Below are 26,066 nucleotides of genomic sequence, written 5' to 3' on the forward strand. Positions count from 1 at the left end.
AAACCCATGCAGATACCAGAACAACAAAAAGTACCTGCGCCGCCTATGCCGGCAGCAGAGCGCAAGGGCTGGGGCGGCCAGTTCAATTTGCTGCGCTGGTTTTCCCTGGCCAGTTTTCTCATCATCGGCGCTGTGGCGTTGGGCCTGGGCTATGTCTCCACGCGCTTTGTGGTCACCGAAAGTATTGAGCGTGACGCCTTGCTGACGGCGCAGTTCATTCAGGCCATCGGTGATGCCGAAATTCGCCATGCTTCGATTAATCCGAACAGAACCATGGGCGAAATGCTCGATCCGCGCCATGACAACGCCTATTCCGACGTGGATCCGGGAGCTCGCGCTGCCGCCCGTATCGAATTCCTCGACCATGTGGAGCACCTGCCGGATATTTTGCTGGCCACGGTTTTTGCCCTCGACCGCACGGTGATCTGGTCGACCAACCCAGAGATGGTCGGCATGCGCTTCACTGACGACGAGGAACTGGATGAATCCTTCGAAATGAAGGTGCCGGTGTCCTCCAGCTATCACCAGATCGACGAAGCACGCCCCGAGCAAATGCTGTTGCGCCAGCCAAAATTGTTGTTCATCGAGAACTACATTCCGATGTTCAACGCCGACAAAAGCAAAGTGATCGCCATGGTGGAGATCTACAAGGAGCCGGCGGACCTGGTGGAGCGCATTGAGCGCGGCTTCAAGTCGATCTGGATCGCGACCCTGCTTGGCGGCGCGGCGATTTATCTGGCGTTGTTCTGGATCGTGCGGCGGGCCTCGACGCTGCTGCAAAGCCAGCAGAAGCAACTGATCAGTAACGAGACCTTTGTCGCCCTGGGGGAAATGTCCTCGGCGGTCGCCCACAGCTTGCGCAACCCCTTGGCAACTATCCGCTCCAGCGCCGAACTGGCCCAGGAAGTCGCCAGCCAGAACGCCCAAAAGAACATCGGCGACATCATCAACCAGGTCGATCGCATGTCCCGCTGGGTGCGCGAGCTGCTGGTGTCGTTGCGGCCGATGAACGACGACAGTGAATCCGTGGACCTGGTGCTGGCCATCGATGACACCCTGAGCGCCTTCGAACCGCTGATCAAACGTTCGAACGTGGAGGTGCGTTTTACCCCGCAGAGCTTTCCACCGGTGGTCAGCCAGCCGGTGCTGCTCACGCAAATTCTCAACAGCCTGTTCGCCAATGCCCTGGAAGCCATGCCCAAGGGCGGTGTGCTGAGTGTCGATATCGAGTCGCCAAAACCTGGGCAGTTGTGCATGACCCTGACCGATACCGGCAAAGGCATGACCAAACAGCAGCAACAGATGGTCTTCAAGCCGTTTTTCACCACCAAGCAAGGCGGATTGGGCGTCGGCCTGGCTTTGGTCAAACGAATAATGGAACGCTTCCAGGGCTCGGTCGTGCTGACCAGTCAGGAGCAGGAAGGAACCCGCGTTTGTCTCAACTTTAGAGCGGCAACGGGAGGGGAATATGGAGCACAGCATACTGCTGGTCGAGGATGATGAACTCCTCGCCGAGAATATTCAGACCTACCTGGAGCGTAAAGACTTCGAGGTGACGGTCTGCCACTCGGCCGAGGATGCACTGGAGCAACTGATCACGTTCGTCCCGGACGTGGTGCTGACCGACAACTCGCTGCCGGGCATGAGCGGTCACGACCTGATCCAGAAGCTGCGCATCAGCGCGCCGGATCTGAAAGTGATCATGATGACCGGTTACGGCAACGTCGAAGACGCCGTGGTGGCGATGAAAGAGGGCGCTTTTCATTACGTCACCAAACCGGTGGCCCTGCCAGAGCTCAAGCTGCTGCTGGACAAGGCCCTGGCCACCGACAAGATGGAACGCACGCTGTCGTTCTATCAGGAACGCGAGGCGCAAAAGTCCGGGGTGCAGGCGTTGATCGGCGAATCGGCGCCGATGCACTACCTCAAAAGCACCATCGGCCAATTGCTCGACGCCGAGCGCCGCATGGCCAACACCGACCTGCCGCCAGTCTTGGTGGAAGGTGAAACCGGCACCGGCAAGGAACTGGTGGCCCGGGCCCTGCACTTCGACGGCCCACGCGCCAAGGGACCGTTCATCGAATTCAACTGTGCGTCGATCCCGTCCAACCTGGTGGAATCGGAACTGTTCGGCCACGAGAAGGGCGCCTTCACCGACGCCAAGGATCGCCGGGTCGGGCTGGTGGAAGCCGCCGACGGCGGGACGCTGTTTCTCGATGAAGTGGGCGAGATGGACCTGTTGCTGCAGGCCAAGCTGCTGAAGCTGCTGGAAGACCGGACCATTCGCCGGGTCGGATCGGTGAAGGAACGCAAAGTCGATTTGCGGGTGATCAGCGCCACCAATTGCAACCTCGAACAAATGGTCCAGCAGGGCAAGTTTCGCCGCGACCTGTTCTTTCGCCTGCGGATCATCTCGATCAAGGTGCCACGGCTGCATGCCCGCGGTGCAGACGTACTGTTGCTGGCTCGGCACTTCCTGGCGATTCACGGCAAACGCTATGGCAAACCGCATTTGTATTTCAGCGACCAGGCCGAGGAGCTACTGCTCAGCTACACCTGGCCGGGCAACGTGCGCGAATTGCGCAACATGCTTGAGCAAACCGTATTGCTGGCCCAGAGCGACACCATTGCCTCCCATCAACTGAATGTCTGCCTGAGTCTGATGGACGAGCCGATGGTGCTGCAGGAACCGCAGTACAGCGAGCCCCGGCCAACCTATAACGGCGTCGAATCGACGAACCTGCCGGAAGTGGAGCGCGACATGGTGCGCAAGATGCTCGACAAGACCGACTGGAACGTCACCAAGTCGGCACGGTTGCTGGGCCTGAGCCGCGACATGCTGCGTTACCGGATCGAAAAACTGGGCCTGGCGCGCCCGGACAAGCGCCAGTGGTAAGTGCACCGATGGATTGATGGTCGGTTGTTTGTCAGAGGACGACGAGAGGTGGGCAAGCTCGGTGGAAAATCCACGGAAGCTGTGCCTAACTGATTTTTCCCCTTTGATGGAGACGCGGGCTATGCGGCGTAGAGGGACGCAATACTGGCTCTGGAGCAATAGCCAATTACACAGTCGCAGCCACGATGAAGTGTTGCCGGACGGTACGCAGATTGACGTACAAGCCCGGTTCAATCGCGAGCATGAGACCCAATTATTCGTCGGGTTGTATGCCCGGGATGGCGCGCCGCTGGCAGAAGAATTTTATGACCGTGAGGGTCATCCCACCCTGGCGAAAGCGCTGGAATGGGGCTGTACACGGGCCCAGGCGATTCTCAATACCGTGACGGCGTTCCGCGCTCCCCACCGCATTCAACTGACGTTGGGAGTGGTGCTGGACGATCCTTGTGCATTGGCACTGCGCCACATGGAGATGAGTGCCGACGAGACCCTTCGACTCAAGCGTCAGGATGCCTGGGACGAATACCTGAAAGCCAAGCAAGCCGTGCTGGACTTGATGCGCGCCGATAAAGTGGACAGCGATGTCTGGGAAAGCCAGAAACGCCGGCTGCGGGACGCCATCGATCGCCGCGCGGCGTTGCGCTACACCTGGCCCTGCGACTGACGCTCAAGGCATCGCCTGTTCCTGGCGGGTGAGGCAAGCCAGCAGGCACGAAGGATCGAGCACTTCGTCATTCACGTAGATCCCGCGCTCCGGGTCGTAGGAGCGGATAAACACCCGCACATTGGCATCCGCCACGGTGGGCAACTGTGAGTCGTAGAACACATGCTCGGTCGCCACCGGGATGAAGTCCAGGGGCGCAGCCGGGATGTACGCGCGCGGCGGCACTGGGTTCAGTGTCGGCGGCGCCGGATGCGCGAAGGGCTGGTTGGGCCCGTAGTAGATCATTTCACTGCTGGAGCTGTCGGTCTGCATGGGGCTGTCGTCCGCGAATGCAGCGCTGGTGGCAGTCAATAAAGCGATGAAGCACAACGTCAGATCGGTTTGTTTCATGGCGACACCTGCGCAATCGTTTTCCCGCATTTCCCCAAGGCCTTTAACTATAGCTGCCGTACGGCGACGCGTTCGCAATGCCCGGATTACAAGATCGCAACAAAGCGCCGATGTGGTTTTTTTGGAGGCTGATCTAGACTCGTGCCGGTCAATAAAAACGAGATCTGGAGTGCGCAATGGACATGCCGACAAAACAACAAGCCGTCGCCAGCAACCGCGATGCCTGGAATGACTCAGCCAGGCACCACAAAGACAATCCCGAATGGCAGGCAGTGCTCAACGCCGTCAGCCAGGCCGACTTCAGCTGCATTGATGACACCCTGCGCGGTGTGCTGGAACACGTAGGCGTCGACGGTAAGGACGTGGTGCAACTGGGCTGCAACAACGGCCGGGAAAGTCTTTCGCTGTTCGCCCTGGGCGCGCGCCGGGTGGTGGGCGTCGATCAGTCCGCCGCCTTTCTCGACCAGGCCCGGGAACTGGTGGCTCGCTCACCCCATGACGCGCAATTCATCGAAGCCGATATCCATCACCTGCCGACGGCGCTTCACGGGCGTTTTGACATGGTGCTGATCACTATTGGTGTCTTGAACTGGATGCCGGACATCGCCGAGTTCTTCCGCCACGTCGCGCAAACCCTCAAGCCAGGAGGCGCGGTGGTGATCTACGAAACCCACCCGTTCCTGGAAATGCTCGATCCCGAAGCCGCCGACCCTTATCGCCTGGACAGTTCCTACTTTCGCAGCGAGCCGTTCGTGCAGCATCAGCCGATCGTCTACGAAGGCAAAGTCGAACAGCCGGCGGCCGCGTCCTACTGGTTCGTCCACACCCTCGGCGCGATCTTCAGCGGCGCCATCGACGCCGGATTGCAGATCAGCCACTTCAAGGAATACCCGCATTCCAACCGCGAAGAACTGTATGACCGGTATGAACAGCAGATGGCGCAGTTGCCGTTGTGTTTTACGTGGGTGGCGGTGAAGCGCTGATTTTCTAAGCGTGCTCGCTAAGGCAATCTCGAGGACGCCTTCGCGGGCAAGTCTCGCGCCTACAGGGATTGGGGCTGAACGCTGATTTTGTGAGCACCAGAAAACCAATGTGGCGAGGGAGCTTGCTCCCTCGCCACAGGTTCAGTGTTACGCCTGACCGATGGGTTTCAGGCCTGCGCCGTCGCCTCTGCCTCCACCGGACGCCCCGGCTTGCGCAGCGGGTCGAGGCGCGAGCCTTGGTAGTGGGTGTCTCGGTTGAAGCGCCAGCGGCCGCCGAACAGGCCATAGACGTGGGTCACCCGACCTTGTTCGTGATAGCCCATGCGAATGTGCAATTTCAGCGCCGGGATGTTATGGCTGGCGCAGACGTCCACCACTTTATTGCAGCCCTGTGCCTGCATCGCCTCCCAGAGGTTGACCTGCACGTCCACCGACAGGCTGGTGCCGAAGTAGGGGCGGGCCATTTCGCCACCGAACTCGAAGAACTCGCCCGGCTTGACCGGGAACCAGCAGCCGAAATAGTGACGGTCGTGGTAGTTACGCACGCTAGCCCAGATAAACGCGACCGCATGGCCTTCCTCGTCCAGGTACATGTGCCCGGTGTGGCCCTCGGTGGCGAGTTCGGCCATGGTCCCGACGCGATCACCGAAGTGTTTGGTGAAGGCCATGGCGTTGTCCGCGGTGATGGTCACCTGACGCAAGCCGGAGTAGGGCCGCAACTTGTGCGGCGGCACCGAGCTGACCAGGTCGCGCTCCATCCACAACAGCTCCCAGTGGAAGTACACGTAGCGTTTCCAGAAGGCCTTGAAGAGGTTGCCCAGACCTTTTTGTCTGATTCGTTCGCGGAGCTTGTCGATGATGTTCATGAAGCTCTCCTTAGCCAAGGCCAGGGTGTTGTGGGGGATGCTTTTGATGGGTATAGATCAAGGTTGCAAGTTCATATCAAAGCGCCAGCTTTGAATATGTTGCAACGTATGTAACTCATTCGAGTGCGACTGCAGCGGTTTGGAAATCCCTGCTCACAACGGCATATGAAACCCGCTCGATACCGGCAAGGCGCCGCTCTAGTACCTGCGTCAGCGACTCGCCGGGGTTCAGGTATGCATCGCCAAAATCGGCGCCAAGCTGGTTCGGATGGGCGACGATTTCCAGCAGGCCATCGGTCGGTACAGGGGCGTTTCGAAGGTCCACCGGCGTACAGACATAGTCCGCCGTTGCCCCGGCCAACGTGTGCAGACGCCGATTGAGCAAGCCCTTGAATATGCGTTTGGGCAGGCTCAGGTTTTGCCCCCGGTTGCGCGCCAGACGCACCGCCACGCCTTGTCGTGCGGCGAACCGCGCGACGATCTCACCGATGGGCCAGATGTTGTGTACGTGCTGGTGGGAATCGAGGTGGCTGGGGCGCACGCCGTTGTCCACGCAGCGTTGCCATTGGGCCTCGAGCTCGTCCATCACCGCTTCACGGTCCAGGCGATTGAGCCAAAGGGTGTGGCGGGGCAGATTGAGGTCGAACTCGCCCTGGCTGTCGCAAAACGTCGAGCGTTCGAGAATGCCCTGGCTCAGTGGCCGGCCATACGTGAGGTTGAAGTGCAGGCCGATCCGCCCCTTGAGCAACGGGTGCTGGGCCATGAGGCACGCGGCTTCGAACGCCGGCATGTTGGCCATGGCCGTGGCGGAGCTGATGACCCCGGCCTGGAAGGCGCCGAGGATCACCGCGTTTTCGCACGGGCTGAGGCCGAAATCGTCAGCGTTGACTATGACTTGGTGCGGCATGTTCGCCCTCCGTGGTTTTTTCAGTGGGCGCAGGGCTTTTGGGTACCGGCGCGGGCGCCGTTACAACAACCGCTGCGGCCCGTTTCGCCCGCCATTTCTGCAAGGCCGGTTTGAGCCGCTGCCAAAGGCGCAACGCCAGCCCCAACGCCAGGCCACTGGGGCGCCAGGAGTAGAAACTCCAGCGCCAGTGTTCCAGTTGCCCGGTCATGCGCTCGTGCAGTTGATGACTGGAATTTTCCAGGCTGACCCGCGAGGCGTCGATCCAGCGCCAGTTGTCGTCCAGGCCCCAGCGAATCCACTCTTCGAGCAGCACCCGGCCGCTGCCCAGGTCGGCGTATTGCGGCAGGAACGCCAGGTTGTAATCGTACAGCCGACCCTGTTCCAGCAAGCCGAGGCGATAGCTGATGCAGCGGCCGTCCAGCTCCAGCACCACCACCCGTACCAGGCCGCGTTCAGCGAGGGCGGTGAAGGCGCGATCCATCCATTGTCGATGGCGTTCGTCGGCGAAGATGCCGACGCCTTCATCGCCTTTCCAGCTCACCGCTTCGACTTCGCTGATGGCCTGCAACAGCGGGCCCATGGTCGAGGCGTCCGGCGTGATGCGCCGAACCTCGGCACCACACGCGGCGATGCGTTTGCGCGCGCGGCGCAGTTTGTAGCGCGGATCGCCCGAGACTTCCTGGCGATCGGCGTCGCTGATCAGGTGGACCGGCACCTTGCAACTCAGGCGCCGTTCACCGGTAGAACTGTGAGCCATCCAGACCGTCAGGGCACTTTCTTCGCCCGTGGGTTCGGAGAGCTCGTTGAGTTGCAGCAAGGCGTGGGGCAAGTGACGACGGATCACGATCAGCGCCTTGCGGATGCTCTCGGCATCGAGGCAGGCGAGCAGCGCCAGGCGATCGGTCAGCGGGTAGCCGAGGTGATGCAATACCCGCAACGGCAACCCGCCAAAGCGTTCACGGGTCGCCACCAACGGCAGGCACAGCGCCAGTTCATCACCCTGCCAGCCGAGCAGCACGTGCAGGCGCTCGCCGTCCTTGAGTGCCTGTTCCGCAGCGCCCAGCCAGGCCAGGGTGTTGAACGGTGTGTGGTCCGTCACTCGCAGGCGCAATGCTTCATAAGCCACTGCCGGAAAGTCCGGAGCGCACAGTGAAGTGCGCCATTCGAATCGCGTCGCCATCAGGTCAGGTCGCCTCAGCCGTTACAGGGGTAGGTGCCGGTTTGCGCAGGGCATCCAGTCGCGATCCGCTGTAGCGGGTTTCGCGGTAGAAGCGCCAGCGACCAAACAGCTCGTAGACGTTCATGATGCGTCCTTGCTCGTTGTACCCCATGCGAATGTGCAGCTTGAGCGCCGGGATATTGTGGAATTCACAGACATCCACCACTTTGTTGCAGCCTTGCTCGGCCATGGCTTTCCACAGGTCCAGTTGCAGGTCCACCGAAAGCGTGGTGCCCCAGTAGGCACGGGTCAGTTCGCCACCGAATTCGAAGAACTCGCCAGGCTTCACCGGGAACCAGCACCCGTAATAATGTTTGTCGTGGTAGTTGCGCGCCGCGGCCCAGATGAATGCCACCGCGTCACCTTTTTCATCCAGGTGCATTTGGCCGGTGTAACCCTCGCGGGCCAGTTCAGCCATGGTTCCCACGCGGTCGCCGAAGTAACGCGCGAAGGCGCTGGCGTTGTCGGGGGTGATGTTGACGACCCGCAGCGGCGGATAAGGTCTGAGTTTGTGGGGCGGTACCGGGGTGACCAGGTCGCGCTCCATCCACAGCAGTTCCTGGTGGGCAAACACGTAGTGCTTCCAGACTTTAATGAGGGTGGCGCGCAGGCCTTTTTGTCTGATGTGATCGCTGAGTTTCTTCAAAATACCCATGTTATTAACTCCTGACGGGATCGGCCGTGATTGGAGTAATGCAACGCGCGGCGACATGCCTGCGCGGCCATGCATTCGAAGGGCGGTCATGAGGCGATCCAGCTCAGGGCGAACAGGGTTTGCCCGGGCAGCTCGAAGCTGACGCGACCGTCCTGGCAGTGGAAGGGTGCGTCGCGGCTGCGGTTGTCGGCGCCGAAGTAGCGCAATGAGCCCTTGGCCAACGGGCAGGTCGCCCCGGTCAGGCTCACCCGTTGCAAGCGCGTGCCCTTGTTGACCCCCAGCAGGCTGCGTTGCAGGTCGGTGGCCATGGCCAGCACGTCGACCTCGAAGGCGTCGTTTTCCAGGCGCAACACGTTGTGCAGCCAATGCTCCTGGATGAACTGCTGGGCGAGGCCCACCGGTTTCATCTCGAAGTGATCGTCATCGAGGACCTTGAACATGCCCTTGGGGTAGTTCGGCTCATCGGCGGCCTGGAACCAGTTGAGCATCTCCAGCAAGCCGTCCTGGGCTGAATTGATCGCCACCGAGGCCCACCACAACGCGGCGAAATGGGTTTCCTGATCGTAGGGGCTCAGGCTTGAGCCGCTGGACATATTGGTCTGGTCCAGCAGCAGCGCCTTGCGCGGCCGTCCGTTGGCGTCCAGCCCGACAAGGTCGGCGGCGCGGCGCACGCTGTCGCGATAGACCCGGGTTGCCAGCAAGTCGCGAATCATCCACTCGTGCCAGGCCAGGGCGTCAATCTGATCGCCGGATTCGGCCAGCAGGCGCCGGGCCCAGTCGATGCCGCGCTTGTCTGCCGCGTTGTCTGCGAAGGGGCCGTTGACCAGGCGCGAACTGGCGGGCATGGCGATGCGAATGCCTGCCTTGGCGTTGGCCGGGTTGCTGCGCACTTGCCGGGCCATGCTGTTGAAAATGCTTTGGTAGCTGGCGTAGTCGGGGTAGTTGAGGTTCGGCTCGTCGGCGAAACCGATGTAGTGGGTGCCTTTGCCGCCGAGGGTGCGGGTGCTGGCGAGCCAGGCGTCGAGGCCGCTGTTGCTCAGGGTATCGGCGCGCAAATCGGCTTGGCGTTGGCTGCCGGCGAGCAAGGTGATGTCGTGGGTGATGCCGAAGCGGTCCTGATACAGCTGACGGAACGTGTCTTCGTAGTGCGGTTTTTTCGCCGTGATGTCGACGAAACTGTAGTAACTGGCCGCCCGCGCATTCAGCGCATCGAGCACCGCAAAACTGGAGGGCGGCGGCATCACATAGGGCAGGGCGACGCCGAGGTTCGGGGTCGGCCCGAGCACTTCTTTATGCAGCGTCAGGCGGGTCTGGCCTTCGTCTTCGCGCAGCGGTTTGAGTTGCTGCGGGTTCTGCGCGAACAGGTTGGCGGTGCCATCGAGCCAGAACGCCACTTTGCCGCCGCCACGCAGGCGCAGGCGCCAGACTTGTTCGCTGGCGCTTACCGGCAGTGCGACCTGATCGAACTGCCAATAAGCGCGATAGGGTTTGAGCGCCAGCAACAGTTGTTGGTTGTCGCTCATGCGCTGGGCTTGCAGGGCACCGACGCCACCGTGGAACTTGCCGGCCAGCACTGCGTGCTCCCCGGGCGCGACCTTGAAATACAACTCGTCGCCGTCACGGGTTTCGGCGCTGAAATGCACCTTGGCCGGGGCAAACAGCGCCACGGTTTTTTCGTCGTGCTCGACCTTGTAGCGGCGGAAACTGTAGCCCGGAATCTCCAGCTGATAACTCGCAGCCCCCGGCGCCAATGGCCAGCTCTGGGTGCCGCGGGCTTCACTGGCGGCGATCAGGCGTTCGCCTGAAAGTTTGCCCTGGCCGTCGAGCAGATACAGGTGTTCTTCATTGGCGTCGGCCTGCCATGCCGGCGTCCAGCGCACGGTCACGGTGTCGGGGCGATCCGCTTGCAGGTACAGGCTGCCGTCGCGAATGTCAGCCCAACGCATCGGCGCTGCCTGAGCGCCGAGCGCAAGGCTCAGACCCAACAGCAGCGCCAGGCGTTTCATGCCGACTTCCGTTGCAGCATCAGCAGCATCGGCGTGACGTCGCTGGGCAGGATGATCAGGGTTTGCCAGACCGGCACGCCGCTCAAACGGCAATACATCACCAGCAGCGCAATGGTTACCGCCAGATAGGCAATGGACGAAGCGGCGGCGGCGCCGACGATGCCGTAAGCCGGAATCATCACCAGGTTCAACGCCAGGTTGAGCAGCGCGCCGATGCCCATCAGCAGCGACACCGTGCCGGGGCGATTCTTGCCAAGCAAATCGAGGCGCAGGATGCTCGCGTAGCACAGCCCCAACAGTCCCGGCAGCAGGGCGAGCAAGGCCGGATACGCTGGCTGATACGCGGCGCCGAACAGCGTGATGATCAGCCATTCGCCGATCACCGCCATGGTCAGGCAGGCGCCGAGCATCACCGTGGCGGTCAGGCGCAGAGCCAGAGGGGTGACTTTGTCCATGCCTTCGTCTTGTTGCAGCAGGCGTTTCATCAACGGTGTGGTCACCGCTTCCGGGACGATCAGCAGCAACTCGGCGGCAGCGCTGGCCATGGCGTAATGACCCAGCGCGGTGCTGCCGAGCAGGGCGCCGATAAACAGGTAATCGGAACGCAGGATCACTTGCTGGAACAGCAGGTCGGGATGACTGCGGGCGCTGTAGCGCAGCAGTTCCTTTTGACTGGCGCGGTCCCATTGCAACGTCAGCGGCTGATTGCGCTTGAGCCAGACCCAACCCGCCAGCACCACCAGGCTGATACCCGCCAGCCAACTGATCAACGCCGCTTCGAGGGCCGCGGTTTTCCACATCCAGAACAGCGCCAGGAACAGCAGCAACGGCGCCAGGGATTCCACCAGGCGCAAAGCGTTGAAGGCCACGACGCCACCCGAGGCATTGTGCAAGGTCAGCAAACCACTTTTCAGCACCGTCAACGGCACCGCCAGCAACAGCAGCCAGGCGAGCAAACCGAGTTGCGTGGTGATGTCCAATTCGCTGCCGAATTCCCGGGTCAACGCCACCACCACCAAGGTCAGCAGCAGCGCCAGCAGACAGCCGAACACCAACACCTGACTCAGCAGCAACCCCATCGGCCGTTGCTTGGCCGCTTGATAGCCCACCGCCGAATTCAAGCCGCCGCTGGTGGCGGCGCTGATCAGGTCCGGCAGGGTGCTGAGCAGCGCGAACAAGCCGCGTTCGCTCGGCCCGAGAATCCGCGCCAGCAACACGTTGCGTAGCAAACGCAGGCCGATCATCGCCAGTTTGGTGCCCATGCTCAGGGCCAGGTGCTTGAGGTAATGGTTGCGACTCATGGTCGTGCCCCGCGGTAGATGCGCCACGACAGCAATTCCGGATTGCGCGCCGTGCGCTGGCTGACGCCGAAGCGCGGCAAGGCCAGGGGATCGCTGGCGCCGCGATAGATGCCGGTGCCGGTGCCCAGGGCGTAGGGGAAATCATGTTCGGCCACGTGTTGGCGGACTCGCGCATCGTGGTCGCCGTTGGGGTAGCAATAGACCGGCAGCGGCCGGTTGCAACCGTTCAACAACGCATCGCGGCTGCGGCTCAGTTCTTCGTCCAGGCGTTGATCGTCGAGACCGGTGAGGATTGCGTGGCTGGCGCCGTGGGGGCCGAAGCGCACCAGCCCGGAGGCTTCCAGGGCGCGCACTTGTTGCCAGTCCAACGCCTGGGGCAACGACTCTTCGGGGCACTCGTCAGTCAGGCGGCTCAAGTCGTCCGGCGCCAGGGTTTTCAGGCTTTGCAGGTAGTGCAGCAAGGTCAGGCTGCGGCGCTGAACATCGAGGTCATCCATCAACACCGGCAGGGGCCGGCCGACCTGTTGCAGGCATTCGATCAGGTGCATCCGGGTTTTTTCGCCGTGGCTGCCCCACAGGGTTTCACCCAGGCTTTCCCACCAGAAGCGCTGACGGCTGCCGATGAAATCGGTGGAGAGGAAAATGCTCGCCGGCACTTGGTATTTTTGCAGCAACGGGAAGGCATTCACCGCGTTGTCGCGCCAGCCGTCATCAAAGGTCAACGCCACCCTGGGCCGCTCCGAGCGCAGGGTGCCGGGGTGCAGGATGTCCATTAGCGGCACGCAGTCGAAGTGTTTTTTCAGCCAGACCAGCAAGTGCTCGAACGCTTTCGGCCCGACGCACAGTTCATTGCGGTGGGGCAGGTCGGCGGCGCGGTCGTTGGCCAGCACCCGGTGCAGCATCAGGATCACCCCGGCGCCGTGCAGTTGATTGCGTCCCACAGGGGAGTTGAGGTACAGCCAGCCACTGGTGCGTTTTAATAATTGTTTGATCGCCATGGCACGCGCCTCTCATCGATTTTGCTCGGGGTTCCACTGGCTGTACCGCTGGCCACGCAGGAACTGCCACAGACCAATACTCATCCCGGCTAGGGTCACCAGAAGGAACGCGGCGAGGCGAAAGGGTTTGGGCAAACGGTGTTGCGAGTCCAGCAGACCGGCGATGGCCACCGCGTAACCGAGCAGTTGCGCCACCAGGCAAAATTGATAGAAGCCGTGGTCGTCCCACAGCCACACATTGCTCAACAGCAAGGGCACCAACAGAATCGGCGCCAGACGCCGGATCAGCTTGTGACTGATCAGCGCAATCGAATACAGGCCATACTTCAGCGGATTCAGCAGCTCGCTGCGCTGGGCCAGGCTTTGCAGGCCGCCGACGGTGACCCGCTGGCGCCGGCGAAATTGCTTGTCGGCTTCGTCCACGCCGTGGTCGATCACCTGGGCCTCGGGCACATAGACGATGCGTTTGAACGCCACGGGCGCGCAGGTACTGATGAAGAAATCATCGTTGACCTCCGCTGGCACGTTCTCGAACAACTCGCGGCGCAAGGCAAGCAGGGCGCCATCGGCGGAAACCATGCAACCGGTGCGATTTTCCACCCGACGCAGCCAGCCTTCGTAGTGCCGATAGAGGCTGTCGCCGACGCTCAGGCCGCCACCGGTCACCGGGATCACCATGTGCCCGGCGCAAGCCCCGACCTTTGGATCGGCCAGTGGCGCGAGCAAGTGGCCGAGGGTGTCGCGGGACCATTGGTTATCGGCATCGGTGAACACCAGAATGTCGCCGGTGCTCAAGGCCACGCCGGCATTCAAGGTTGCAGCCTTGCCCTGGCGGGGCAGATCGAGCACGGTGATGCGCGGGTCGATGACCTTGTGTGCGCAGGCCACGGTGTCATCGGTGGACCCGTCGCTGACCAGAATGATTTCCAGCGAAGAAGGCTGGTAATCCTGGGCGAGCAGGGTGCGCAGCTTGTGTTCGATATGCCGCGCTTCGTTGTGCGCGGCGATCACGATGCTGATGTTCAGCGGCGGCGCAGGGTCGTGGCGCCTTGCCGGAAACAACGGCGCCAGCAGCGTCAGCAACAGTGGATAACCGACGTAGGCGTACACCGGCAACAACAGGCACAACCAGAAAATGAATTCAGCCACGGGCGGGCCTCCTGGCATTCCAATGACACAGGCTGAGGATGAACGCGGCGCCGGCCAGGTGCAGACGCACCCAATGCAGGCCCCACAGTTGCAGGGTCAACTGGATGTCGCGGTGCTTCAGGCTTTGGCGCAGGCTCAGGATCAGCGCCGGCGTCGCGGTAATCATCACCATGACCGCCGCGTGGTGCGGGAAACCGTCCAGCAGCGCGGAAATCGCCAGGAAATCCAGCAGCCAGACCACCAGCGACAGCAACGGAAACCGCAGCAGGCGCAGGCTGTAGCCGTGGGTGCGGAGCAATTGCAAATGACTGCCCTGGCGCCACATTTCCTTGCCCATCCATTCGCGCCAACTGGCTTCGTACCCCCAATGCAAGGCGACGCTTTGATTGACCGCCAGCAAACGTGCGCCGGCCGCCCGCAGGCGCATGGTCAGGTCCTTGTCTTCGCCGGTACGCAGGGTTTCGTCGAAGCCGCCGATCTGGTCGAACCAGGTATGGCGCATCAGCAGGTTGGAAGTGGGCAGCCATTGCACCGGGCGAGGCTGGCTGGTGGGACGCAGCGTGCGGCGTTGCCAGGCATCGGCATACCATGGCGCTTGCGCCGGGGTGTGCAGGTCCAAACCGAACACATCGGCGTGGGCGCCGGACTCGAGTTCGAACAGCAGGCTCAGCCAGTTTTCCGGCATTTCGACGTCGGCATCGATAAAGGCCAGCCAATCCCCGGTGGCGAGGGCCGCACCGCGATTGCGCAGCGCACCGATCAGCAACCCGGGGAGCACCAACACCTGCGCGCCGAACTGCCGGGCAATCTGCGGCCCATGATCGTCGGAGCCGTTATCGACCACAATCAGCTCGCACTCCACATCGGCCGCATCGGCCGCTTTTTGCGCGGAGAGCAGTGTCCGGCCGATATGCCGGGCCTCGTTGAACATCGGGATCACAATGCTGATTCGTTTCATGCCTTGGCCTCCGTCATTGGCGCTTGTTCAGCCTTCAGGCGCAGTACGCTGGTCAGGGCCAGCATGATCCACACGTACTTTTGGTTCGGGGCGCTGAGGAACATCAAAAACAGTGTCAGCGACAGGAAACTCATGCCCATGTGGGTCATAAAGTCTGCTTCCGGCCAGTTGCGGCGCAGCATCCAGGCGCGGCGGGCGCGAATCAGGTTGTATACGCCGAGGATGAGCATGCCGACGAACAACAGGCCGGCGGGAATCCCCAGTTCGCTGAAGATTTCCAGGTAGGTGTTGTGGGCCCGGCGATAGAGGTCGCCGATTTTACGGTTGGCCGAAAATGCCTTGGCGTAACCGGTGGTGGCGTAGTGCAGCGGGAAGGTCCCGGGGCCGGTGCCGAGCAGCGGGTTCTCGCGGATCATCTGGCCGCCGACCACGATGTACGAGGCGCGACGACCAAGGGATTCGTCCTGGCTCTTGGCGCCCGCGCTCAAAATGCTCAAGGACTGAATACGCGCGATATAACCCGGCGGCATCGCGTAGAGCGCCAGCGGAATCGCGATCGCCAGGCCGAGCATGGCAAACCCCAGGTGCCGTGGACGGATGCGTGACAGTTCAGTGCGGTAGTGCCAGGCACCAATCATCAGGCTGAGGAACAGCACCACCAGCCCGGAGCGGGATTCGGTCTTGGTCATGCCGCCCAACAGCGCCAGGCAGCACACGCCCCAGAACAACCGGTGCAACAGGTTCGGGCTGCGGATCACCAGCAACAGGGCCAACGGCACGGCGAAGGCGATCAGCATGGCAAAGGCATTCGCGTCTTCCAGCAGGCCGGCGGCGCGGCCCTGATCTTGATACTTGACGGAAAACATCGTTAATACGCAGGTCACCGTGACGCTGAGGGTCGCCAGTTTGGCGAACAGGTCCAGGTTCAGCTCGCGACCGACCAGCAGCGTGATCACAAACAGAATCAGGCCGACGCTCAGTTCCCGCAGGTGACCCATCGATACACCCAGGTCATCGGTATTGAGCGTGCTCAGCAGGTACAACACCATGAACCAGATCAGGAAGCGCCAGATGTTGCTGCGCAGGCGTTCGGACGGAATCTGATGCAGGGCCAGTTGCAACATCAGGATCACGGCCAGCGAGGCGCCGATGAATTTGGTCCCCGACAGGGCGCTGTCCTTGAAGAAACCCTCGAAGGGTACCAGCGCGACGATACCCAGCAAGCCCCAGCCGGGCTTGCGATAGAGCACCGAGAAACCCACCAGGCCAAGCACCGCGCCAGGTGCCAGGTACGGATAAGGGCTGGCCAGCAAACCGAGGCAGACCAGGCCGAGCAAACTGACGATCGAGAGCGGAAAGATCACGCGCGTGCCTCCCGTGCAGTACGGATATAAAGCTGCGACCAGCGTTCGGCCAGGGCCTTGAGGTCGTAGCGATCCAGTTGTGTACGTTTTGCGTTGGTACTCAATTCACCGGCCAGAGCCGGTTCCGCCAGCAAGGTGCCGATCTGCCGGGCGAGGGCGGCGCTGTCGGTCGGCGTGGCGAGCAAGCCGTTGTGCCGGTCTTCCAGCACATCGGGAATGCCACCGACGCCGAATGCCGCCACCGGCACACCGGCCTGCATCGCTTCGAGCAAAATCATTGGCGTGCCTTCGGTGCGCGAGCTGATCACCAGCGCATCGAGTCGGCGCCACCACACCGTCATGTCGGTCTGATACCCCGGCAGGGTGATGCGGTCCTGCAAACCCGCCTCGTTGATCCGCGCCAGCAGGGTTTCCCGTTCCGGGCCGTCGCCGAGCATCACGGCGTCCAGTCGAGGATGTTTCTGACACAGCGGAATCAGCGCATCGAGAAACAGGTCCGGGCCTTTTTCACTGCTCAGCCGCCCGACGTAACCGGCCAGCCAGCGCTGGCGCTTGACCCTGTGCGGCAGTTGGCCGTTGGCGACCGGCAAGCCATTGGGAATCACCTGCAATTTCTCCGCCCGGACACTGGCCTGACGGCACAGCGTGGCGATGCTTTCGGCGACGCAGACCACTCGATTGACCGAGGCGGTGCGGCACAGTTGCAGGCTCAGCCAGGTGTAGAACTTCTGCTTGCGGCTGCGCGGCGTGAAGCCGTGCTGGGTAATCACCAGCGGCAAACGCAACAGCGTCGCGCCAACCCAACCAAACAACAGGCCTTTGAAATTGTGCGTATTGATCAGCGGCTGTTCCGCCCGCCGCTGACGCAAATGCCCCAGCAACGCCCCCAGCCCCGTGCAGCCCTGGCAATCCACCCCGGCCTCGCGAAACCGTTCGATCAGGTCTGGCGGCGCATCGAGAAACAGCACTTGGTGCTGCCCCGGCGTCGCCAGGCAGTGGTCCAGGAGCATCCGCTCAGCTCCATAGAAGCCGCCGCTGCTGAGCAAATGAATGATCGGCAGGGCGCTGGAGGGAGTGAGCGGCGCGTTCAATTGCGCACCCAATGCACGAAGCTCGGCACGGTCCAGTTCTTGTGTGGATTGCTCGGCAGCATGTTTTGATCGTTGATCACCAGCAACACCGGCAGACCCAGTTCGTGGGTGATTTGCGCTGGATGCTTGAAGCGGTGATCGAAGAACTCACGCACGTAGACCAGGGCAATCGCCAGCAACAGACCGGTAAACAACCCGAACGGAATGATCAGGAACGGCTTGGGAAACGCCGCGGCCGTCGGTTCATACGGCGGGCTGAGCACCCGGGCGTTGGACAGGTCGTTGTCCAGCGAGCGCGCCGTACTGCTTTCGGCGAAGCGTTGGGCATAGGTGCCGAACGCCGCGTGCAGGGCGTTGATCTCGGTGTCCAACTGCCGCAGCTTGCTCTGGGTTTCCTGCAACTGGTGGATACGGTTTTTGAAGTCGGCGATGCGCGCGGTTTTCTGTTCGATCACCGAGCCGACAATCGCCAGGTCACTGGTGCGCTCCTGAATCCGGTTGCTCACCACTTTGAGGAACTGCTGGCGGGTGCGGGCGATTTGCTCGCGGGTCAGCAACATCGGTTCACTGCTCGGCTGGAAGATCGCCAGATCGTTCATGTAGCGACTGACTTGCGTGGTCAGTGCCTCACCCATCTGTTTGATCTCGCGGTCTTCGAACGCCACGTTATCCACGGTCGTGGTGAAGGTGTAGGGGAACGTATAGTCGTTGAGCTTCGACGCAGTGGCAGCGGCCAAACTGGTTTTCAGGTATTCGAGCCAGCGTTGGCTTTGCAGACGGCGGTCCTGGTACAGGTTGAGTGCTTGCTCCTCGGTGTTGATGGCGTTGAGGCGGAAGGTGATTTCTTCCTTGGGATCGGACGAGCCGATGGCTTCGAGCAACTTCAGGCGATTGCCTTCCAGGCCATCGAGACGCACCTCGTATTGCAGCTTCTTGGTTTCATAGAAGCTTTGCGGCAGGTCGATGGACTGCAGCTCCTGACGGCTGACCAGGTAGTTTTGCAGCAACGTCGCGACAAATTTGGTGCCCTGTTGCGGATCGCCAAAGCTGTAGACGATGGAGATCACGTTGGAGCCCGGCAGGGTCTCGATTTTGAGTTTGTCGATGGCCTCCTGAGTCAGCGTATCCAGCGCCGTGTCGCGCACCGGATCGGTCTCCATGCCCAACGCGGATTTCGCCGGGTTGATCACGTATTGGCGCAGCGGTGTGGTGACATAGCGTTTGAGCGGCTCGGACACCATTTTGTTGAACATGCCGGGAGCGGGCGTGTACTCACCCTTATCCCGCAGTTCACTGATGGTCTGGCGAATCAGTGCCGGCGAACGCAGGATATTGCTTTCGGTTTCCATGTCCGCCAGTGACGGCGGAATGAAACTGGCGTTTTCCTGATTCAGGGACGTTGTTGCGTCCCCCTGGGAGAGTTTTTTCGACTGGACGATCACTTGCGCGGTGATGTCGAAGCTCTGCTTGAGCACCATTGGCAAGCTCAGTGCGATGACTGCAAAGACCAGGAATACTCGTTTCACCAGCTGCTTGTTGGCGAAGAAGATCCTGAAGAACTCGTGCAGGTAGTTTTCCTTTGGATTCATGTCAGGTCACCTGGGAGTCAGTTGTTGTTATTGCTGTCTTTGTTGTCGACGCGGTAGCCGAAGCTAAAGCCCACGCCCTGGAACAGCACCACATCCGCCAATTGCCGCGCGAGCTCACCGGCGCTGGCCAGTTTGGTCTTGGGCACGTAAAGCATGTCGTCCGGTTGCAGGTAGGCAATCTGCGACGCATCGCCGGACAAGGCTTTTTCCACGTCGTAGCGTTGGGCCTGAACCTGGTTCCCGTTGCGGCGCATGATCACCACCGAATCGAGCCGCGCCTTGACGTTAGTGCCACGGGCGAGGGTCAACGCTTCGAGTACCGAGACCGGCCGGCGAATCGGGTAGGAACCCGGTTGACCGACTTCACCCAATACGTAGATTTCGTTGCCTGCCGTGGACTTGAGCAACACGTCGACGGTCATCCGCCCCGGCAACGTGGCGTAGCGTTTATTAAGGAAGGTTTCCAGTTGGTTGACGGTCATGCCTTGCAGCGGCACCGCGCCGATTTCCGGGAAACTCGCATAACCGTCAGTGCCCACGGTGATCTCCCGGCTCATGCCGGTAGCGGGGTGGTTCAGGGCATTTTTGAGGTTTGATTCGTTGGTCAGCGGATTGATGATTTGCACGGTCAGCTGATTACGGTTGGGCTGGAACAGTTGTTTGCGCTGATAGACACGCTGGATCTCGGTGCGCGCTTCTTCACTGGTCAGCCCGGCGATTTTCACCGACGTGTTGGCCCCCGGCAGTTCGATGGTGCCGTCGGGCAGCACCAGTTGATTGCCGTTAAGTTGGCTGGCGGCGGTGAAATTCAGGCCGATCTGGTCACCGGACTGCACGCGGTAAGCGTCCGAGCCGCTGGTGCTGATGTGGAAGATCACGTCCAGCACATCCTGAGGCCGCAAGGTCTGTTCGACCTTGGGCATGTCGGTAGCCTGGGCATTGGCCGGTGAGGCCGTGAGGATATTCACCGGCATGTTCTGCGTGTCGGAATTGCTGGAGCAACCTGCAAGCGGCAGCAACAGCAGGAGAAGCATTTTGGCGTTCATGGCGTCATCCTTTTCTGGTTGCTTACAGGTTTTTGTAAAGCCATTTAGGCATGTAGTACTTGCGTCGGTTGAACACGCTGCCGACCAGTTTCGCCCCGGCCTGGGTCAGGCGCTGGACCGCGGCCTGGGCCACTTCCCAACGGGTGTCTTCCGAGCGCACGACCATGATCACGCCGTCGACCTGGGTGCTGATGACCAGGGTGTCGGCGGCCGAATACACCGCGTCGCCGTCGATCACCACAAAGCGATAGCGGCTGCCGAGTTGGTCGAGCAACGGGCTCAGGCGTTCGGCGGTCAGGTGTTCGTTGCCGCGCAGGTGCCGGCCGTTGGGCAGCACATCGAACGGCAGGCTGGAGACCTGCAACAGGCAATCCTGCAGCAGCGGCGGGGCGCCGGTGCTGAACAGCAGGTCGCGAAAGCCGCGCTCCTTTTGCAGGTTGAGCTGGGCCGTGAGGTTGGTCGCCGACTGGCTGGCGTCGACCAGCAGCACTTGGCCGCTGCTCATCTGTGCCAGTTGGCTGGCCAGCACCAGGGCGCTGGTGGTGGTGCCCGCGCCGGGGTTGGCGGCGGTCAGGAATAGGATCCGCAGATCTTGATCGAGCACGGTCGAAGTCAGGTTGGACTCGCTCGGGTTGGCGATGCTTAGGGCTTTATTCGATGAACCGTCCATTTAACTCGCTCCGTGGCCGCTGAATACTTTGAAGGGGGTTTTCAACAGGATCTTCAGATCAAGCAAGAGGCTCTGCTCGGCGATATAGCTGAGGTCCAACTCAACGCGCTGGTCGAAGTCGATATTGCTGCGTCCGGAGATCTGCCACAGGCCGGTCATGCCGGGGTAGATGCTCAGGCGTGCAAGGTGGTTATCCTTGTAGCGGTAGGCGTTGAACGAGGTTGGCCGCGGGCCCACCAGGCGCATGTCGCCGGTAAAGACATTGATCAGGTTGGGCAACTCGTCGAGGCTGCTGCGTCGCAGGAACCCACCGATGCGGGTGATGCGCGGGTCCTTGTCGATCTTGAAATCGATGGCGTCGGCACCGTGTTTGTTCAGGTGGCGCAGGGACTCTTTAAGCTCCTCGGCGTTGGCCACCATGGTGCGAAACTTGTACATGCCGAACACGCGACCGCGATAGCCGGTGCGTTTTTGCACGAACATGATCGGTCCCGGGCTGCTGAATTTGATCGCCAGGGCCAGGCCCAGCAACAGCGGCGAAATCAGGATCAGGATCAGCAGGGCGCCGAAGCAGGCCACGATCCGATTGGTTCGCGACAAGGTCCAGGGCCGACCACCGTCGCGGCCGGTCATCCAGCCGCGACCCTGCATGTGGATCGCAGTGTCGAGGCGCATTCGGTGCTCGGGGTCCAGGCGCTTGTCACGGCGCATATTCTGGAGTGGCACACCTTTTTCATGTCCAGTCATAGACTCCTCCGCTGTAGCTCTCAGCCCTGTCACTCAGCCGCATGCGGCGCGTGGACGTGCAATGGGTAGTAATCGCGGAACCAGGCGACGAACCGGCTAAGGCCCTCGTCGAGTTCGATGCGCGGTTGGAAACCGGTGTCCCGTTCCAGCTCATGGACATCGGCACAGGTGTTGAGCACATCGCCCGGTTGCAGCGGCAACAGCTCGACATTGGCTTTGCGGCCCAGGTGCTTTTCCATCAGGGCCAGGTAATCCTTGAGTTCCACCGGGCGTTCGCCGCCGATGTTGTAGATGCGCCACGGCGCCATGCTGCTGGCCGCGTCCGGTTGTTCGCGGTCCCAGTCCGGTGTGGTGCTCGGCGGCCGATCGACCAGGCGGGCGATGCTTTCGACGATGTCGTCGATGTAGGTGAAATCGCGTTGATGCTGGCCGTAGTTGAACAGCTTCAACGGGCTGCCCTCGACAATCGCCTGGGCGAAACGGATCGGCGACATGTCCGGACGACCCCACGGGCCGTAGACGGTGAAGAAGCGCAAACCGGTGCTGGGAATGCCGAACAGGTGGCTGTAACTGTGGGCCATCAGCTCATTGGCTTTCTTGGTGGCCGCGTACAACGACAGCGGGTGATTGACGCCGTCATGGGTCGAGTAGGGCGTGTGTTGATTGGCGCCGTACACCGAACTGGACGAGGCGTAGATCAGGTGTTTCACCGGATGGTGCCGGCAGCTTTCGAGGATGTTCAGGAACCCGCTCAGGTTGCTGTCCAGATAAGCCTTGGGGTTATCCAGCGAGTAGCGCACCCCGGCCTGAGCAGCGAGGTGAATCACCACCTCTGGTTGTTCACTCGCAAACAAGGCTTCGATGGCTGTGGCGTCGGCCAGGTCAATCTTCGCGAGTGGGAAACTGCCGACTTGCTCCTGCACCCAGCGCACGCGATCGTGCTTGAGTTGCGGGTCGTAGTAGTCGTTGAAGTTATCCAGCCCGCAGACCCGGTGCCCGTCGCGCAACAGCCGCAACACACAATGGGCACCAATGAATCCCGCCGCTCCCGTCACCAGAATATTCATGGGCGCAGCACCTCCGGGGCGATGTGCCGCAGGCCGATGCCGCTGTAGTGCAAACCGGCGGCGGCGACTTGTTCCGGGTTGTAGAGGTTGCGTCCGTCGACGATGACTTTCGAACGCAACTTGCTCGCCAGCAGATCGAAATCCACTACCCGGAAATTCTTCCACTCGGTGCAGATCACCAGCGCGTCGGCGTCTTCCAGGGTGTCGTCGCGAGTGGCGCACAGGTGCAGGTCATTGCGGTAGCCGTAGATGCGCCGGCATTCGGACATGGCTTCCGGGTCATAGGCCTGCACACTCGCGCCTTCGGCCCACAGTGCATCCATCAGATAACGGCTGGGGGCTTCGCGCATGTCGTCGGTGTTGGGCTTGAACGCCAGGCCCCAGACGGCGATGGATTTACCGGCCAGGCCTTGGGGGAATTGCGCTTTCAGTTTGCTGAACAGGATGTGCCGCTGCGTGTCGTTGACGTCGGTGACGCTGCGCAGCAGACGCAATGGCATGCCGTTATGTTCGGCGGTGTGCAGCAGCGCGCGCAGATCCTTGGGGAAGCACGAACCGCCGAAGCCGCAACCGGGGTAGATAAAGTGATAACCGATACGCGGGTCCGAGCCGATGCCTTTGCGCACGGCTTCGATGTCGGCCCCCAACAGTTCGGTGAGGTTGGCCAGTTCGTTCATGAAACTGATGCGGGTGGCGAGCATCGCATTGGCCGCGTACTTGGTCAGCTCGGCGCTGCGGTTGTCCATGAACATGAGCTTTTCATGGTTGCGGCAGAACGGTGCGTAGAGTTCACTCAACTGGTCGCGGGCGGTGTCATCGTTGGTGCCGACGATGATCCGGTCCGGGCGCATGCAGTCGGCCAGGGCGCTGCCTTCCTTGAGAAACTCAGGGTTGGACACGACCCGTACGAGCAGCGCGTCTTTGCCCCGGCGGTGCAGTTCTTCGTTGGCGGCTTCGGCAACCTTGTCCGCGGTACCGACCGGCACGGTGGACTTGATGATCAGGGTGCGATCGGCTTCCATGAAACTGGCGATCTGCCGGGCCACGTTCAGCACATGACTGAGGTCAGCGGAACCGTCTTCATCGGCTGGCGTACCGACCGCGATGAAGATCAATTCGGCATGCTCGACCGCATCGCTGGCCTGGGTCGTGAACAGCAAACGGCCAGCCTTGATGTTTTCTTCCAGCGTGCCGGAAAGTCCCGGTTCACTGATCGGTGGAACTGCCTGTTGCAACTGTTTGATCTTGTTCGGATCGATATCGACACACAGCACGCGATGTCCGACATCGGCCAATGCGGCTGCTTGAATCAGGCCAACGTAGCCCGTACCAAATACGCTCACGTCCATATTGGCGTGCCTCGTAAGACGGTGGAAAGATCAGGAATTAGACTGTCAAAAGGGGTATAGCCCAGCCTTGGCAAAACGTGTCAGCAAAATGACATGTTGCTTTGCTAGAACAGCCCCATTTTTGGGGGCGATTGGCCATCAAGTGCTTGCTGTAGCTGGATTTGCCGCGGTTTTGACGGGTTTTTCACATTTCGAAGAAAACGATAAACGGTCGAAAGGCTTTAAATACAAGGGCTCTAGCGCCTTGAGTGTGTCAGATTTGAGTCAACAATTTTTTGACGCTTTACGGAAAAACCCGGCATTTCTTGCGGTTTGATGGCTCGGTGCTAGTGTCAAAAAATGGCTGACAAACTATTGGCAAAACCCCATCGCCGAGCAGCGTAAATACTATGATTCGATATTTAAAAGAACTGCTGTTAGTTCTCTATTTATTCAAGAATTACGACTATTACCTGGAACGCCTGAGTGCCATGGGTTTCGGCTTTGCGGTGCTGCTGTTTGGCGCGATGTTTATCGCGCTGACGGCGGCGCTGTTTATGACCGCGTACATCCGCCAGACGCTGATTAGACATCTATTCGCTATAACGCTGTTTGTGTCGGCAGTGTTCTTTGACGTTTATACGCGGGTGACCGCCGATTACCTGACTTACAGCAGCTTTGTATCGTTGGTGTATTCCGGCGGTTTCATCCAGGAAGCGGCGTACCAGTACCGTGATCCGCTGATCAGTGGCTTGCTCAGCGGGTTGTTGCTGCTGTTCGGTATCGGGCTCAAGCCGCGTCGGCGGATGCCGTTGCCGGGTGCGTTGCTGGTGGCGGCGCCGCTGTTGAGTGTGTTGCTGCTCAGTGCGGTGCTGTTCGTGCGGGCCGGCGAGGGCGCCCGTGGCCTGCCGATCATGTACACGCCGCTGGCCTACCTGAACCTGTTTGCCTATGAAGCGCTGCACAACACCGTCGGCCCGCGTGAGCCGGTGAAACTGGTGCGCAACGATCAGCCGGTGGGGCACGACATTGTGCTGATCATCGACGAGAGCATTTCCGGCAACTACCTGGACATCAACGCGCCGTTCGGGGTGCACAGCAACCTCAAGCAAGCACATCCCGGCGTCGACATCTTCAATTATGGCTACGCCGCCTCCATCGCCAATTGCAGCGCCGACACCAACATCACCCTGCGCTACGGCGGCACCCGCGCCGACTACATGCGCATCAACACCACGCTGCCGTCGATCTGGCAGTACGCGAAAAAGGCCGGGCTGCGCACCGTCTACATCGACGCCCAGCGCACTGGCGGCAACCTGCAGAACCTGATGAATGATGCCGAGAAAAAGGACATCGACGAGTTCGTGCAATTCGACCAGACCAGCGTGCGCGACCGCGACATGGCGGCGGCAACGAAACTGATCGAACTGCTCAACGACGACCAACCGCAGTTAGTGGTGATCAACAAGGTCGGCGCGCATTTCCCGGTGCACGACAAATACCCCGATGCCTTCATGGCTTACCGCCCGACCTTGCCCCGCGGGCAGTTTGTCGAAGTGGCGGACACCGGCAAACGCGATGGTTTCAATGGTCAGCCGGACGATTGGGTGCTGTACCGCAACGCCTACAAGAACACGCTGTTGTGGAATGTCGGGGAGTTTTTCTCACGGGTGTTTGCCCAAGCGGATTTGAGCCATGCAACGCTGATCTACACCTCGGACCATGGGCAGGATCTGCACGAGCGCGGCAATCCCGGGCTCAATACCCACTGCGGCGGCGACCCGGTGGAGGAGGAAGGGCTGGTGCCGTTGATGGTGATTCAAGGCAGCGGATTGAAGACGCTGGACTGGTCGGCGCAATTGGCTGGCAACAAGGATCGGTCGAGTCACTACAACATCTTCCCGACGATGTTGCAGTTGATGGGGTATGACCTGGCGGGGGTTGAGACGGTGTATGGCAAGCCGTTGAGTGTGGCGACGGCGGATGACTTCACCTTTAACTATCGGTTCAATGCGCGGTTAGGGGCGAAGCCGGAGTGGAAGCATATTGATCTGAAGACCATTGTTACGCCGGCGCAGGCGGCGACGAGTGTGGCGGTGGGGCAGTGAGGTTTTGAGTGGCCGCGCTGGACTTTTCGCGAGCAGGTTTGCTCGCGAAGAGGCCAATCCATTC

The 26,066-nt window shown here is 61.0% G+C and carries 24 protein-coding genes; 6 read left to right on the top strand and 18 right to left on the bottom strand.

Going from position 1 to position 26,066, the window contains the following annotated elements; all coding sequences use genetic code 11:
- Window positions 1-6: 6 nt before the first annotated feature.
- The 3 genes from ACA071_RS11950 to ACA071_RS11960 all read left to right on the top strand — a co-directional run bounded on the left by ACA071_RS11950 (window position 7) and on the right by ACA071_RS11960 (window position 3,560).
- A complete protein-coding gene (locus ACA071_RS11950; protein WP_497644512.1) occupies window positions 7-1,500 on the top strand; it encodes a sensor histidine kinase in 1,494 nt (497 codons plus the stop codon).
- Entirely contained in the window at window positions 1,469-2,896 is a 1,428-nt protein-coding gene (locus tag ACA071_RS11955) for a sigma-54-dependent transcriptional regulator (protein ID WP_497644514.1), read from the top strand. The genes ACA071_RS11950 and ACA071_RS11955 overlap by 32 nt, the downstream gene beginning before the upstream one ends.
- A 121-nt stretch (window positions 2,897-3,017) precedes the next feature.
- Window positions 3,018-3,560, top strand: coding sequence for a hypothetical protein (locus ACA071_RS11960; RefSeq protein ID WP_497644517.1), 543 nt, complete (start codon window positions 3,018-3,020; stop codon window positions 3,558-3,560).
- 3 nt (window positions 3,561-3,563) lie between these two features.
- On the opposite strand, the gene ACA071_RS11965 is transcribed toward ACA071_RS11960, so the two are convergent.
- A complete protein-coding gene (locus ACA071_RS11965; protein ID WP_497644519.1) occupies window positions 3,564-3,950 on the bottom strand; it encodes a hypothetical protein in 387 nt (128 codons plus the stop codon).
- A 176-nt stretch (window positions 3,951-4,126) separates the two neighbouring features.
- Between ACA071_RS11965 and ACA071_RS11970 the strand changes: the two genes are divergently transcribed.
- Window positions 4,127-4,933: a class I SAM-dependent methyltransferase gene (locus ACA071_RS11970; protein ID WP_497644521.1), complete on the top strand. Its 807-nt coding sequence runs from the start codon at window positions 4,127-4,129 to the stop codon at window positions 4,931-4,933.
- 167 nt (window positions 4,934-5,100) lie between these two features.
- On the opposite strand, the gene ACA071_RS11975 is transcribed toward ACA071_RS11970, so the two are convergent.
- The 17 genes from ACA071_RS11975 to ACA071_RS12055 form a co-directional block, all read right to left on the bottom strand.
- Window positions 5,101-5,799, bottom strand: coding sequence for an N-acetyltransferase (locus tag ACA071_RS11975; protein WP_497644523.1), 699 nt, complete (start codon window positions 5,797-5,799; stop codon window positions 5,101-5,103).
- Between the two features lie 115 nt (window positions 5,800-5,914).
- The gene (locus ACA071_RS11980) at window positions 5,915-6,706 is read right to left on the bottom strand and encodes a ChbG/HpnK family deacetylase (protein WP_497644526.1); all 792 of its coding nucleotides are present in this window, start codon (window positions 6,704-6,706) and stop codon (window positions 5,915-5,917) included.
- Window positions 6,678-7,886 (bottom strand): GNAT family N-acetyltransferase, encoded by a 1,209-nt coding sequence (locus ACA071_RS11985; RefSeq protein WP_497644527.1) that lies wholly within the window; start codon window positions 7,884-7,886, stop codon window positions 6,678-6,680. Before ACA071_RS11985 ends, ACA071_RS11980 begins: the two co-directional genes overlap by 29 nt.
- Before the next feature lie 4 nt (window positions 7,887-7,890).
- The gene (locus tag ACA071_RS11990) at window positions 7,891-8,580 is read right to left on the bottom strand and encodes an N-acetyltransferase (protein WP_497644528.1); all 690 of its coding nucleotides are present in this window, start codon (window positions 8,578-8,580) and stop codon (window positions 7,891-7,893) included.
- Between the two features lie 86 nt (window positions 8,581-8,666).
- Window positions 8,667-10,586, bottom strand: a complete 1,920-nt coding sequence (locus tag ACA071_RS11995) for a hypothetical protein (protein WP_497644529.1) — start codon at window positions 10,584-10,586, stop codon at window positions 8,667-8,669.
- The gene (locus ACA071_RS12000; RefSeq protein WP_497644531.1) at window positions 10,583-11,887 is read right to left on the bottom strand and encodes a lipopolysaccharide biosynthesis protein; all 1,305 of its coding nucleotides are present in this window, start codon (window positions 11,885-11,887) and stop codon (window positions 10,583-10,585) included. The genes ACA071_RS11995 and ACA071_RS12000 overlap by 4 nt, the downstream gene beginning before the upstream one ends.
- Window positions 11,884-12,885: a polysaccharide deacetylase family protein gene (locus ACA071_RS12005; protein ID WP_497644532.1), complete on the bottom strand. Its 1,002-nt coding sequence runs from the start codon at window positions 12,883-12,885 to the stop codon at window positions 11,884-11,886. The genes ACA071_RS12000 and ACA071_RS12005 overlap by 4 nt, the downstream gene beginning before the upstream one ends.
- Before the next feature lie 12 nt (window positions 12,886-12,897).
- On the bottom strand, window positions 12,898-14,034 hold the full coding sequence (locus ACA071_RS12010; RefSeq protein WP_497644534.1) for a glycosyltransferase: 1,137 nt from the start codon (window positions 14,032-14,034) through the stop codon (window positions 12,898-12,900).
- Window positions 14,027-14,992 (bottom strand): glycosyltransferase family 2 protein, encoded by a 966-nt coding sequence (locus ACA071_RS12015; RefSeq protein WP_497644535.1) that lies wholly within the window; start codon window positions 14,990-14,992, stop codon window positions 14,027-14,029. Before ACA071_RS12015 ends, ACA071_RS12010 begins: the two co-directional genes overlap by 8 nt.
- A complete protein-coding gene (locus ACA071_RS12020; RefSeq protein ID WP_497644536.1) occupies window positions 14,989-16,356 on the bottom strand; it encodes an O-antigen ligase family protein in 1,368 nt (455 codons plus the stop codon). The genes ACA071_RS12015 and ACA071_RS12020 overlap by 4 nt, the downstream gene beginning before the upstream one ends.
- Entirely contained in the window at window positions 16,353-17,447 is a 1,095-nt protein-coding gene (locus ACA071_RS12025) for a glycosyltransferase family 4 protein (RefSeq protein ID WP_497644537.1), read from the bottom strand. Before ACA071_RS12025 ends, ACA071_RS12020 begins: the two co-directional genes overlap by 4 nt.
- Entirely contained in the window at window positions 17,444-19,036 is a 1,593-nt protein-coding gene (locus tag ACA071_RS12030; protein WP_497644539.1) for a GumC family protein, read from the bottom strand. Before ACA071_RS12030 ends, ACA071_RS12025 begins: the two co-directional genes overlap by 4 nt.
- A gap of 17 nt (window positions 19,037-19,053) precedes the next feature.
- On the bottom strand, window positions 19,054-20,082 hold the full coding sequence (locus ACA071_RS12035; RefSeq protein ID WP_497644540.1) for a polysaccharide biosynthesis/export family protein: 1,029 nt from the start codon (window positions 20,080-20,082) through the stop codon (window positions 19,054-19,056).
- A 22-nt stretch (window positions 20,083-20,104) separates the two neighbouring features.
- The gene (locus ACA071_RS12040; protein ID WP_497644541.1) at window positions 20,105-20,752 is read right to left on the bottom strand and encodes a CpsD/CapB family tyrosine-protein kinase; all 648 of its coding nucleotides are present in this window, start codon (window positions 20,750-20,752) and stop codon (window positions 20,105-20,107) included.
- Entirely contained in the window at window positions 20,753-21,499 is a 747-nt protein-coding gene (locus tag ACA071_RS12045; protein WP_497644542.1) for a sugar transferase, read from the bottom strand.
- 29 nt (window positions 21,500-21,528) lie between these two features.
- Window positions 21,529-22,566, bottom strand: coding sequence for an NAD-dependent epimerase (locus tag ACA071_RS12050; RefSeq protein WP_497644543.1), 1,038 nt, complete (start codon window positions 22,564-22,566; stop codon window positions 21,529-21,531).
- The gene (locus ACA071_RS12055; RefSeq protein ID WP_497644544.1) at window positions 22,563-23,915 is read right to left on the bottom strand and encodes a UDP-glucose dehydrogenase family protein; all 1,353 of its coding nucleotides are present in this window, start codon (window positions 23,913-23,915) and stop codon (window positions 22,563-22,565) included. The genes ACA071_RS12050 and ACA071_RS12055 overlap by 4 nt, the downstream gene beginning before the upstream one ends.
- A gap of 67 nt (window positions 23,916-23,982) precedes the next feature.
- Here ACA071_RS12055 and ACA071_RS12060 point away from each other — a divergent pair, with 67 nt between their 5' ends.
- Entirely contained in the window at window positions 23,983-24,231 is a 249-nt protein-coding gene (locus tag ACA071_RS12060; RefSeq protein ID WP_497644545.1) for a hypothetical protein, read from the top strand.
- A 73-nt stretch (window positions 24,232-24,304) separates the two neighbouring features.
- Window positions 24,305-26,002, top strand: a complete 1,698-nt coding sequence (locus tag ACA071_RS12065; RefSeq protein WP_497644546.1) for a sulfatase-like hydrolase/transferase — start codon at window positions 24,305-24,307, stop codon at window positions 26,000-26,002.
- Window positions 26,003-26,066 lie beyond the last annotated feature (64 nt).

Source organism: Pseudomonas sp. LBUM1646 (assembly GCF_059716165.1).